13 protein-coding genes are annotated in these 12,860 nt (G+C 44.7%); all 13 read right to left on the reverse strand.

The window, feature by feature from the left end; all coding sequences use genetic code 11:
* Complete coding sequence (locus ACTJKB_RS04690; protein WP_440832089.1) at positions 1-705, reverse strand: ABC transporter permease; 705 nt, start codon at positions 703-705, stop codon at positions 1-3.
* A gap of 1 nt (position 706) precedes the next feature.
* The gene (locus ACTJKB_RS04695; RefSeq protein ID WP_440832091.1) at positions 707-1,621 is read right to left on the reverse strand and encodes an ABC transporter ATP-binding protein; all 915 of its coding nucleotides are present in this window, start codon (positions 1,619-1,621) and stop codon (positions 707-709) included.
* A gap of 417 nt (positions 1,622-2,038) precedes the next feature.
* The gene (locus ACTJKB_RS04700; protein ID WP_440832092.1) at positions 2,039-2,782 is read right to left on the reverse strand and encodes a response regulator transcription factor; all 744 of its coding nucleotides are present in this window, start codon (positions 2,780-2,782) and stop codon (positions 2,039-2,041) included.
* Positions 2,779-4,104: a sensor histidine kinase gene (locus ACTJKB_RS04705; protein WP_440832094.1), complete on the reverse strand. Its 1,326-nt coding sequence runs from the start codon at positions 4,102-4,104 to the stop codon at positions 2,779-2,781. The genes ACTJKB_RS04700 and ACTJKB_RS04705 overlap by 4 nt, the downstream gene beginning before the upstream one ends.
* A 257-nt stretch (positions 4,105-4,361) precedes the next feature.
* Entirely contained in the window at positions 4,362-5,015 is a 654-nt protein-coding gene (locus ACTJKB_RS04710; RefSeq protein WP_074086031.1) for a deoxynucleoside kinase, read from the reverse strand.
* The gene (locus ACTJKB_RS04715) at positions 5,012-5,635 is read right to left on the reverse strand and encodes a deoxynucleoside kinase (RefSeq protein ID WP_440832096.1); all 624 of its coding nucleotides are present in this window, start codon (positions 5,633-5,635) and stop codon (positions 5,012-5,014) included. Before ACTJKB_RS04715 ends, ACTJKB_RS04710 begins: the two co-directional genes overlap by 4 nt.
* 238 nt (positions 5,636-5,873) lie before the next feature.
* On the reverse strand, positions 5,874-6,854 hold the full coding sequence (locus ACTJKB_RS04720; protein WP_440832097.1) for a phosphotransferase enzyme family protein: 981 nt from the start codon (positions 6,852-6,854) through the stop codon (positions 5,874-5,876).
* 266 nt (positions 6,855-7,120) lie between these two features.
* Complete coding sequence (nspC, locus tag ACTJKB_RS04725) at positions 7,121-8,266, reverse strand: carboxynorspermidine decarboxylase (RefSeq protein WP_440832099.1); 1,146 nt, start codon at positions 8,264-8,266, stop codon at positions 7,121-7,123.
* A gap of 11 nt (positions 8,267-8,277) precedes the next feature.
* The gene (locus ACTJKB_RS04730) at positions 8,278-9,477 is read right to left on the reverse strand and encodes a saccharopine dehydrogenase family protein (protein WP_440832100.1); all 1,200 of its coding nucleotides are present in this window, start codon (positions 9,475-9,477) and stop codon (positions 8,278-8,280) included.
* 613 nt (positions 9,478-10,090) lie between these two features.
* On the reverse strand, positions 10,091-10,441 hold the full coding sequence (locus ACTJKB_RS04735; RefSeq protein ID WP_440832101.1) for a hypothetical protein: 351 nt from the start codon (positions 10,439-10,441) through the stop codon (positions 10,091-10,093).
* A 194-nt stretch (positions 10,442-10,635) separates the two neighbouring features.
* Complete coding sequence (locus ACTJKB_RS04740; protein ID WP_440832103.1) at positions 10,636-11,628, reverse strand: YiiG family protein; 993 nt, start codon at positions 11,626-11,628, stop codon at positions 10,636-10,638.
* 299 nt (positions 11,629-11,927) lie between these two features.
* Positions 11,928-12,134: a hypothetical protein gene (locus ACTJKB_RS04745; RefSeq protein ID WP_074112809.1), complete on the reverse strand. Its 207-nt coding sequence runs from the start codon at positions 12,132-12,134 to the stop codon at positions 11,928-11,930.
* A 20-nt stretch (positions 12,135-12,154) separates the two neighbouring features.
* Positions 12,155-12,736: an ATP-dependent Clp endopeptidase proteolytic subunit ClpP gene (clpP, locus tag ACTJKB_RS04750; protein WP_074112810.1), complete on the reverse strand. Its 582-nt coding sequence runs from the start codon at positions 12,734-12,736 to the stop codon at positions 12,155-12,157.
* Positions 12,737-12,860 lie beyond the last annotated feature (124 nt).

A 12,860-nucleotide genomic window follows, 5' to 3' on the forward strand; every position in this document is an offset into this window, starting at 1 on the left:
TTATGCAACATCCGTTCTGTCAATTTTTCGATACGATAGATAAGCTACAGCTAAACCCAGCAAGCAGAATACGATGGGTACGCCGATAAATTGAAACATGGATACAGAACTGCTTCCATCAGAAACCATAGAATTTAGCAGGATTCCTAAGATTACTGAACTAGTAATTGTTGTGGCAGTAGATTTTTTACGCATACCGAAAGACAAAGGAATAAGACTTAAGCCGGCTGTCATTGCTGAAGCAACAAGGATTGATGGAATGGTAGCCAACACATCTTCCTTTGTTGCTGCTGTTTCGAAAAAGTGTACTGTCGGATTTAATAAGACGGTCAATACTTCAATGATGAAGGTAGAGATTACTACACTGAAGAAACAGAAACCAAGCACAATCATTAGCTTTGCTTGAATCACTTTTTTCCGCTGCAGGGGATACGAAAATAACAATTGAATGGTTTTATTTTTATATTCATCAATCACTAGCCTGGAAATAATGATGCCTGAAAAAACAACAAAGGTAATACGAACAAAGATGTTAGCCAGTGACATGAAGGCTGTAAAATCTAAAAACATGGGTTCATCCTGCGCATTTGACATTAAAGCCATACCGGCAACCATTCCAAAAATAATAACCATACAAATCACAGCCCTTATCCCATATCCCGCCAGATGATTTCTCTTCCATTCGATCCTCATTAATCTGAACATGTTATTTGCCTCCATGAATAAGATTCAGGAAATACTCTTCCAGGTTGTTTTGCTGTGTTTCGATGCGATTTACAACAATATCATTTAGCACCAGCTCTTTATTTATGACCGATTGTGATACATCTTGTTGATAGACCCGGATGGTTTCCAGATCAATAGCTTCATAGTCATGAATGTTCAATTTTCTCTCCAGCACAAGCGAAGCGCGCTTACTGTCAATCACTTTAATTTGCAGGTATTGGGCATTTTCTTTTCTGATTTCACTCATCTTAACTTCCTTTATTAATTGTCCATGATTAATGATTCCGATCGTATCCGCAATGAATTCAATCTCTGAAACAATATGACTGGAGACTAGAATTGTCATACCGTAGTCATTCTTCAGTTCCAGCAAAAGCAGACGGATATCTTTGATCCCCACAGGGTCCAAACCATTAATCGGCTCATCCAAAATCAAAATTTCCGGCTTGGTAAGAATGGCCCTGGCAATTCCAAGGCGCTGTTTCATCCCAAGAGAAAACTCATCTACTTTTTTGTTTCCCACTCCTTTTAAGCCAACCGTTTCCAGCACTTCATGAATGCGATTCTCACCATGATACTGAGTGTACTCACAATGATATTTCAAGTTTTCAATGGCTGTTATCCGGTTATAAAAAACGGGATATTCAATGATACTGCCTATATGCTGCAAGTATTGAAAAGAGGTTTGTGATACAGGTTGATTTAGCACAACAATCTCGCCTGATGTTGGCTTCACCAAATTTAAGATCATTTTCATAATTGTTGTTTTTCCCGCACCATTGGGTCCCAGAAACCCGTAAATTTCGCCTTTTTCAATATGCATGGTTACATCTGAAACGATTTCGTTTCCTTTATAAGCTTTTGACAAGTGATTGATTTGGATTATGGTTTCCATGATTTCTCGCTCCTTATGCGGTGTGGTCTATCTCCCTGCTACGTTTCCAGCATAAGGCTTTGGCCCTCCATTCAAGATGGTAACATCACCAACAGTCCTTTAACCTTCATAGATGGTACGCTTTGTAAAAGAAAAGAAGTGCCGGCCGCCATTTAAGAAATAGCTTCCAGCACTTCTATATAAGTTGAACTTTAGATTTTCATATTAGGGTCTGATCGTAACTGCGGGGAATGTTTGGACTTCCGGCCGCTGTTGTCTACAGATTTCTTGATTTATACCGCTATTCGCGGTGGAAATCCGCAGACAAAGGCGGTCGCTATCGCTCCTACAGTTCCAAACTTCCCCTCCGCACTCCTACCTTTTTATGATTTTTTAAGTTCAACTTATATATTTAAAATTTCATATTCAAGCAAAATATTATTGTTGCCTTAAAGCTTCTATCTTTTCAATGGTTTCCTTTTGTAATCTTCTTGAAACCGGACAGCTTTCATTATGATCAAACAAGACTAATTTGTTCTTCTTATCAACGGATCTAATATTGGTTAAATTCACTACAAACGCTCGATGGCAACGGAACAGGCGTTCATCATAACCTGCAATTTCATTTAATTCAGCATAAAAATCAAGAACTTTAGACTTAGTAATTAATCTTATTTTATGTGCAATTTCCATGGTTTCAAAATAAAAAATATCTGAAAAAGGAATTTGAAAGCTGGTGTATTTATTCTCAAAAGAAAAATTATCGGGACTTACCGGAATCGTCCGGCGCGAATCGGCAATCAATAGACACTCTTCAACTTTTTGAATAAATTCTTCTTCCCGTAACTCTTTTTCAATAAAATCCAAAGCAGCCACACGATATTCAAACGTTATCGGCGCAAGCTCAGAATGTGTGGTCACAAAAACAATCGTGCCATATGGATCTTTTTTTCTTATCTCCTTAGCGACAGCGAGCCCTTTGTGCTCCTCATGCTTGATCTGCAAATCCAGAAAATACAATTGATGATCGGCCACATTTTCAATTTGCGATAATAAAAGCTCCGGTTTTGCGGTTGAGAATAGATTCCGGTAACGGATCTGATGCTTTAACGACAATGATTTAATGATTCGTTCCAACCGCTGCTGCTGGATAAGGTTATCCTCTAATATATAAATATTCATTTCTGTTCTCCAGTCTTTCTCAAAATAAGCGTCTGTGAGAATAAGTTCGATTGAGCTTCCGTCTCTAATGACGCGAAGTTATTTTCTTTTAACATTTGCTGTACATTATAAAGTCCCAAGCCACGCCCCCTGCCTTTGGACGAATATCCGCGTTGTCCCAGCCGTCGTAAACTGACCTGCTCTCCGCTGCTATTTTCAATTTTGATTCGTTGAATGGTCGGGTCCTCCAATAACACAATCGATATCTTTGCTTTTTCCGTCTTTGCCGCTGCTTCAATCGCGTTATCTAACAGAACCGAGAGAATCCTGGTAAAAGAAATCAATTCCATCTGAATCAGATGAATGGGTTCTTCAATTTCTAATGCAACATCAATTTTCATCTGCTGGGCCATTATGATTTTGGCAGCCAAGATGCTTTTGACCTCTGATACATGCAGGTTTCGCAGCTTAACAAAGCTATACTCATTCTTACGCATTAATTGCCCGGTTGGCTTAACGGTTTGTTCATACACCTGTTTGACTTGCTCCCAATCCTCCCGATAAATCCCATCCTCCAGGGTCAACAGGATGTTGGCATAGTCATGACGAAAACCTCTGAATTCATCGTATATTTTTTCAAGCTGCGCTGCATAATCCTTAAGTTGCACCAATTGTTCATTTTTAGCTTTTTCAATTTCTCTTTTATGAATATGAGTGTATTGAAACTGCATATACAGCAACGCAATGATAAATAGCAGCCACATTCCTACAAGTAATGCTCTATGGAATGAATTGAAATCACCCGTTTCATTACCAATGGTTAAAATCGGATACACTGAGATAATGATGATAATGAAGAGAACGATCACTGGAAAAAGAATGACTTTACTGGATTCCTGCAGGATTTCTTTGTTGAGCTGTGGAACATAATGACGCACCAATCTAAGGCCGATTTCATTGATAACAGGCGGTGCAATAGCTGTAAAAAGATACGGCAGATAATCCATATTCGCTGTTGATTGTTTGAAGATAAATTCAACCACGCTTGTAATCGGATCTGCTGCGAGATAACCGATAAATGAATTCATTACTAAAGCATATGCTCCATAAAAAACACCTAAAGCGGTAAACGTTCTATGATTTTTAAAGTAGGAGATGCCCACAAAACAGAAAAATAGCGTAATCGCGCCCCATACGCCTATAAAATATGTAGAGACAAATCCAATCATTAAAAATACCACTAGCCAAACTGTTATTTCTTTGATTGTAAAGTGATAGCGTGAGATGGATCGGAAAATAAAAAAGAAGCTTAATATCTGAATCGCCATAATTAAATTAATCATTTTGTGCACCGCCAGTCTTCACAAGAAAAAAGTTACCTGTTCCCACTAATTTCCTTATCGGTTTATTGACACTCCCCAGTCTAGCACTAAACTTTTATTAACAACAGCATCGAGAAAGATAAGGATCATTTTATTGCGCGAAGCAAATATTATCTTATCTTTTCAAAAAAAAGCAGCGCTCCAAGGCGCCGCTCCAATTGAACTATACAGTAGCTTCTCATTATTAACAGTGTCTTCTTCTTCATCCCTGCGCTTCCTTACTTCCCCACCGGTGCCCGGCCAATCGCCGCGCCAACCTTCCGGAGAATTTCCGCCATCGATCCCGGGTCCTTCACATCGTAATCGTCGATGTTCAGGCGCAGTACCGGACAGGCGCTGAACTCGCCAATCCACTGCGAATAGCGGCCGTGCATATGCTCCCAGTAGGAGACATCGGTCTGGATTTCCATCTCGCGTCCGCGTTCATTGATGCGGGTCAGGATCGAGGGCAGGCTGCCTTCGATATAGATCAGCACGTCTGGATGCGGGAAATACGGCGTCATGACCATGGCCTCATACAGGCTGGTGTAGGTGTCATAGTCGGTCTTGGACATGGTACCCTGATCGGCATGCATTTTGGCAAAAATACCGGTATCCTCATAGATCGAACGGTCCTGCACAAACCCGCCGCCAAGTTCGAACATCTTCTTCTGCTCCTTGAAGCGTTCCGCCAGGAAATAAATTTGCAGATGAAAACTCCATCTCTCAAAATCATGATAAAACTTCTCCAGGTATGGATTATGGTCCACCTGCTCCAGGGACGTCTGGAAGTTCAGGCGCTCGGCCAGGGCTGCGGTCAACGTCGATTTACCGACACCTACCGTACCGGCTACTGTAATAATGGCATTATCCGGGATGTTGTATGGGTTCATGTCATAAGCTCCTTTAAGTGTTCGGCGATCGCAGCGAAGTCTTCCTTGTTCTCTACAAAATCTACCTGATTTCCATCGATCGTAACAATGATGGTGGACGGCTCCGAAAGTGCCAGCGAGGCCATGGCTGCATCATAATCTTCGATTAACTGCTGCAAATAGGCAGGGGCAATCTCCTCCTCGAACGAACGCCCACGCTTCGCGATGCGCGCCAGCAACGTATCGAGGTCTGCACGAATGTAGAGAATAATATCCGGCTTCGGCAGATCGTCCGTCAGCACATGGTAGATTTCGCGGTATTTGTCCCGCTTCGTTCCCTTCAGTGTGCGCTCCCCAAAGATCAGATTCTTATAAATATGATAATCCGAAATAACCGGTTTGCCTTTATCTATGAACTGGTTCACGGTATCTTCAAGCTGCTTGTATCGGTTGCAGAGAAAAAACATCTCAAGCTGAAAACTCCAGTCGTCCATATTCTGATAGAACTTGTCCAGAAAAGGATTCTCGTCCACGATTTCTTTAATCACCGGGAGCTGTAATTCGCCGGCCAACATCGTGGCTAGGGTGGTTTTTCCAGCTCCGATCGGGCCCTCTACTGCAATAAAAGGTGCATGTTCCATTAATGCTGATATCCTCCTCAAGTACGGTCAATCCCGAAGCTGGCTCCGGTATGGAGCATGACTCCGAAGTCTGCAAGGTTCCTCAAAAAACAGACTAAATTATTGTATCACAGAGAGCAGGCCAGGAGTGCTTTAATTTTTCGTCACTCTTCGTTCCCTGCTGCTGCAAAAGAGCCTCAGCCCCCACTTCCAGTGGGACTGAGGCTCTTTATGTGTACAAAATTCACTTTTTCTCCAGCTACAGCTTCTCCCCGAACCGGCTGCTGCCGACTTTCAGCGAGCTGTCCAGGCGGCTCCGCAGAGCCAACAGCCATTCCGGCTCATGCTCCCACTGTTCCGCCGTAGACCTCAGGATCCGCGCATACCTGTACAAATCAGCAAAACGTCTACAGGCTGACAAAGACGGTCCATCCTCTGACAGATCATACCGGCTGGCGTAACCCTCCCGAAAGCGCTCCTTCTTATGATCCTGCTCCGCTGTTGCAACAGCTTCCAGCAGGCTGTCCAGGGCTTGCTCAATATCCACGGCATACCAGTGGTACATGGCATCGTCGAAATCAATGACGTTAACCGTATCCTGTGTCTGATCATAAAAGATATTATCCAGCTCAAAATCATAATGAATCAGTCCGTAATTGGCCGGTGTCACCGGAATTGTGCTGAAATAGTCCGCAAGCCTCTCTGTCTCTGCCCATGCCGCTGTTTGTTCCGGGTGTGGCCTCAGGACCCGGCGAATCCACTCCAGCACCTCGCTGTGTGTCCATCTTTTGCTCTGCACAGGGCTGTAGTCACTGGATAGCCGATGAAGCTCCCCCAAAGCCTGACCGTAGCGGAATACGATCTGGTCATCCAGAGTAGTATCATCCATTCGCACCCCGGGGACACGCTTAAAGACCGTTGCATAATAAGCCCCCCAAGGTGTCTGCGCTTCTACAAGCTCTGAACCTTCCCGGGAAGGCACAGCTTCAAGCACTCCATATCCACGCTCACGCAGGTACGAGAGGAACTCAAGCTCCGCCAGCAGATTACTTCTAAGCTTCTCTGTCTGTGGCGCGAACCGGAGCAGCTGATTCTTCCCTCCGTTCTCGAAAGGATATATCGCATTGGAGGAAATCCGGTAATACTGGAACAAATGCAGCGATTCCTGATCATACGCCCAATTCCGTAGTATCATTTCCGCCAACTCTTCATTATTGAACAAATATTTCAATTTTAGCACGCTCTGCAGCAGCTCCTTTTGATCTTCAAGTTTCTTTCACCTTCACTGCAGCAGTGGTTTGATTAGCCCGGCGTTTCATGCCGATCACTCCCTTCCGGTTATACACTGTTTTCAGATTATCACTCTGCACCCTGCAGAACTATGTACAGAATCGTTATAACCATTTTCTCCGTGTCCGACTTCTGGAATACTGGCTATAGGAAAAAGCAAAAAAGGTGTCCTGCAAGCCATAAGATTGGCTTACAGGACACCTGACTATAAATGGATTAAGACAAACGGCCGCTGAAATCGCTATATTCAAACTCGCGGATGACCTTGAGGCCTTCTTCATCGTTGTATGAAGCGATAGCCGGCAGGTTCACACCGTTGAACATATGATTCTTAACCATGGAGTAATGCGCCATATCGAGGAAAACCAGCTTGTCGCCGTATTTCAGCGGCTCCTTGAAGGAATAGTCCCCGATGATATCCCCTGCCAGGCAGGTCATGCCGCCGAGTCTATACGTGTACGGATATTCTCCTGGCTCTCCTGCACCGATAATGCCCGGACGGTACGGCATCGCCAGCACATCCGGCATATGGCATTCTGCCGAAGTGTCCAGGATAGCAATATCCATGCCATTGCGCATGGTATCCAGTACGGTGGCTACCAGGTACCCTGTGTTCAGCGCAACCGCCTCACCCGGCTCCAGGTAGATCTGCACATCATAGGTTTCTTTCATATGAAGAATGCATTTGATCAGCGTGTCCAAGTCATAATCAGGACGGGTAATGTGATGACCGCCGCCAAAGTTGAGCCATTTCATGCCATGCAGATATTCACCGAACTTCTCTTCGACTACCTTGAGCGTACGCTCCAGTGTATCCGAGTTCTGTTCGCACATCGTATGGAAATGCAGTCCGTCAATGCCGTCCAGCTCTTCCGGCCGGAAATTAGGCAAGGTCACTCCCATCCGGGAGTTGTTGTAGCAAGGATCATACAGCGGGACTTCAATCTCGGAATACTCCGGATTAACGCGGATACCGCAGCTGATATTCTTAGGCGCGTTCTGGACCCGTTCCTTGAACCGGGCCCACTGGTCAAATGAATTGAACACCATGTGATCCGTATAGGTAAGCAGCTCATCGAACTCACGGTCCATATAAGCCGGTGCATAGACATGCACCTCTTTGCCCATTTCCTCATAGCCGAGTCTTGCTTCGAACAAGGAGCTGGAGGTCACCCCATGCAGATACTTGCCGACCAGCGGGTACAGCGCATGCATGGAGAAGCCTTTTTGCGCCAGAAGAATCTTGGCTCCTGTCTGCTCCTGCACGTAATTCAACGTTTCCAGGTTCTTCGTCAGCAGCCGTTCATCAACTAGATACGCGGGTGACGGCAGATTGCTGATATTGATATCTATATCCTTCATGATCTTAGGCCCTAATCCAGCAGCGTCGGCGAGAAATCTTCTTGCCAAGGCAGCCCGTGTTTGTTAAGTGCATCCATGAATGGATCCGGATCGAATTCCTCCACGTTATATACGCCCGGTTTCTTCCAGATACCTTTTATGATAAGCATGGCTCCGATCATTGCAGGTACGCCGGTTGTGTAGGAAATGGCTTGGGAGCCCACTTCTCTGTAGCATTCCTCATGATCGCAGACATTGTAGACATAATACGTTTTAGGCTGGCCGTCTTTCGTGCCTTGGATAATGCAGCCAATGTTAGTTTTACCTTTGGTTCTTGGTCCCAGGGAAGCCGGGTCAGGTAGAATGGCCTTCAGAAACTGTAAAGGAATAATCTCCTTGCCTTCATACATTATCGGCTCAATGGAGGTCATACCCACATTCTCAAGCACCTTCAGGTGAGTCAGATAGTTCTGCGAGAAGGTCATCCAGAAGCGAATTTTCTTCACGCCAGGGATGTTGGCAGCCAGAGATTCCAGCTCTTCATGATATAAGAGGTAAATATCCTTCGGGCCGATCTCCGGGAGATCATAGACTTTCTTCTCGGACAATGGTGCAGTTTCGATCCATTCGCCATTCTCGAAGTAACGCCCGTTGGCCGTGATTTCACGAATGTTGATTTCAGGATTGAAGTTGGTCGCGAACGGATAACCATGATCACCCGCGTTGGCGTCAACAATATCAATCGTGTGGATTTCGTCAAAATAATGTTTTTGCGCATAGGCCGTGAATACTCCGGTTACCCCAGGGTCAAAGCCACTGCCGAGCAGCGCGGTAATTCCGGCTTTTTCGAATCTTTCTTTGTAAGCCCATTGCCAGGAATATTCGAATTTCGCAGTATCCTGCGGTTCGTAGTTGGCAGTATCGACATAGTGCACTCCCGTTGCCAGGCAGGCATCCATAATGGTCAGGTCCTGATATGGGAGAGCGACATTAATCACGACATCCGGCTGGAAGCTCTTAATCAGTTCGATTACCTCGTCCGTGTTATCTGCATCAAGCTGAGCCGTAGAAATCTTCGTCTGGCCTCCGGCCAATTTATCTTTCAGAGCATCACATTTCGCGACAGTTCTGCTCGCTATGCAGATCTCTTCAAATACATCCGGGTTCTGGCAGCATTTATGAACAACAACGCTCGCTACACCGCCAGCGCCAATAATTAACGCTTTTCCCAAAATTGATTACCTCCCAAAAAAAGTTTTGTTAGCGTTGCTTCATAAGAATAGCTTCGTACAAAACTTGCTTCGGAAGCAATGGCTATTCCATTTGAAAAATCAACAAGGCTGATTATACATAAAGCAACGCAATAAATCAATAAATAACGACAAAAATTGATACCGAGACTGTAAAATCTCATGATTACCCTGTTAATACTCACGAACGCATGAAAATACACTGAAATGCTCTGATTTCCTGCGTTTTTTTCTCCAATTCCCAGTGTGTGTAAAAGCATTATAAGAAATGGGACTCCACGGACCAGGACAACTAGATAATTGTATCACAGGAGCTGCCTGCTTCATAATTTTTTTTGAAAAGCAATGAAATGGCTGTTCATCATCGCACAATATACTCTTTTACCCGATTTCCTTCCTATATTAACTGTTATCCCGCCACCAGAATGCTTGTCTACTCTAACCAGCCCTTCGTTGGGGTTATTATATGTATTCCTGTTAATCCAATACTCGTGATCGTCAGTCGTGAATATTTCATCCTGTTTGTATAAATAAAAAAGCCATGGAGAACCATAGCAGCAAACAGAATCTGCGGTTCACACGGCTCAGCAGGTGATTAAATGATCTCCTTGCTGTCTTTCTTCCCGTTCATCGTGCAATTTTCAATAATCAGCCAGCAGTTTACATCATCCCAGCCTTGAACTGTGCCTTCGATGAGATAGTGCGGATACAGGAAGCTATGATCGACCCGGGAACGAACTGCTTCATAAGCTGTGACTGCAAATCCCCCGTCAGATAAGGCAATATGAATGCCATGGATCGTAAAGAACAGAATCGCTCCAGCTACATGCTGCCCTGGTGAATATCTCTGCTTCATCCGGGTCCACTCTTCCTGGTAGGAAGCCATTGCCGATATCCAAACCTTTTCAAATTCAGCCCGTTCAATAGAAATATCCTCTTCCAACATCTCCACAGCCTGGTCCGTTAAGAAAAAATCCGGGCTGCCCGAAATTTCGAAGGCGCCTCCTTGTTTCGCAACGATCTGCCGGTAAGCTGTCTGTTCATCATCTACTTCAAAATAATAAATCTCATCTTCGACAACCGATTTAATGTATTGGATATTGTTCCGCTCCTTTCAAACGTTTGGCTCCAGACCGCTCCTTAATTCATTTCATTATATCGTTCGACCGCCTTACTTAGCAGATAATTGAAATTCTCAGGTGTACCATCCGTAGTGTTCAGAAACTGGCCGTTCAGGTCAGAATCAGATACAGCTTCCTTCTTATTGATGCGTTCAATGATTTTTGAAGCGGCTGCTTTTGCCTCCGTGGCAGAATTAACATAGTTCCCGATACTGAAGCTGTTAATCCCTTCTTTTTGAATCCGTTTCTGGTCTTTTGAGATTGTCATGAGCGCACTCAGATCTGCGGCCATGATGTCGTATTTGGCTTTAAACTTCGCCATATCCAGCTGTAGCACATTGCCGGCGTTGATTCCCTGCTCATCCATTTCAATGGCGGTGGCCTCGGCATCTATCATAAACTTCAAGGCATTATACCTGATCTGCTGGTCTGCATCCTTGAATTTTTGCAGTTCAGCCAGCCGCTTCTCGTTAGCCAATTTTTGTAAAGCCGTGAAGTATTGTCTGGCGACAGTTTCATAGGCGAGATTGGCACTTACCAGTTTGGTATGCAGCTGTTTTCCTTTTGCAAAATCATCATCCACGTAGCTTCTTGCATCATAATAAGCTTTCATTTCGTCCAGGACGGACAACAGATCCTTGATGGCTGGAGTCAGATTGGTCACTACGGGGTCTGCGTTCGCAAAAGCAGGTTGGCTTGAGGTATATCCGTTCGCTTTATCAATAACTTCCCGCTCCGTTCCAGCAACGTCAAGCATAATGAAGCTGAAGTTCTTCTCGATTACAGGCTGTGTATCCACTCCGAACTTCTCGAAATAATGAACCAAAACCTCATTGATTCTTCCTGTCATCAAGTTATTCAGACTCACATACGCATTGTATTTCTCAATTTCCTTGTTTTCTCCGGACGTAACACCTGAAACCGCTTGATCCAAGGCAGATGAATTAGCAGAACAAGCGGACAACATTGCACCTAACATGATAATGGCAAGAACGAATGATAGTTTTCTCAAAATAGTGTTCCCTCCGGCTTAGTAAATTAGCGTGCTTTTCTTTTTGTAAGATGTCTGAATAGGCGAGAGAACAACGGTCTCTTCTGGTCGATTAATTTCTCTTTTCACCACTTTTTAATATTGCGAAACACAACTATTCAATTTTAGTATTATTTGGTGAATAGGTCTTGAGACTTGAGTAACAAAGTTAATTAAATTTGTCACACCATCGGAGAGCTGCGGCTCCAGCGCAAACAGCCTTCACTTCCCCAGGGGGAGAAATGAAGGCTGTATATTCGTCGTCCTTTTCGATCTATTCCTTATTGCCCGAATCCAACCCGCGGACGCTCGCGTTCTTTCGTCTCTACAACTACAGCTCGGATCGAGGTAATCGGAATGTACAGTACCTGATATTCGGTACGGTACTTCACGAAGCGCTCATCGATTTCTTCCAGAATGCCGCCTCTGACACTAGAACCATCCAGAAAATTCACGGTAACCTCTTGACCTTGCAAAGCTTCCAGCATTTCAGAATCCGCTCCTCTGCTTATAGTTTGGTAATCACTTTGTCGATAATGCCGTATTCCAGTGCCTCCTGGGCCGACATGAAATAATCCCGGTCCATATCCTTGGCTACCTTCTCTGCCGTCTGACCCGTGCGCTCGGCACTGATCTGCACAACCTTCTCCCTAATCTGCAGAATCCGGCGGGCACTGATGGCAATGTCGCTGGCCTGGCCCTGGGCACCGCCATGCGGCTGATGAATCATAATCTCGCTGTTTGGCAGCGCGTACCGTTTGCCGGTAGCTCCGGCCAGGAGCAAAAGTGAAGCAAATGAAGCCGCAAATCCCGTGCAAATGGTACTGACCTGCGGTTTGATTACCTGCATCGTATCATAAATACCGAAGCCTGCGGTAGTCGAGCCTCCCGGGCTGTTGATATACATCTGGATATCCTTATCCGGCTCATCTGCCGCCAGGAAGAGCAGCTGGGCAATGATGCTGTTCGCCAGTTGATCGTCGATGGCCGCACCTACGAATACAATCCGGTCCTTCAGCAGCCGGGAATAAATATCGTAGGATCGCTCGCCTCTGCTTGTTTGTTCAATGACATAAGGAATAATGCTCATGTTCATGCCTCCTTGTATAGCTTTGGTTTATACCCTGTAAACGGATGGAGTCCTCAAAAGGATACGGGTTTTATCTTTCAAAATAACCGTAAAGGCAGCGTATCCTTTACATTGTGCTGATCGT

Source organism: Paenibacillus sp. 22594, assembly GCF_052044425.1.
Taxonomy (GTDB): Bacteria; Bacillota; Bacilli; order Paenibacillales; family Paenibacillaceae; genus Paenibacillus_AQ.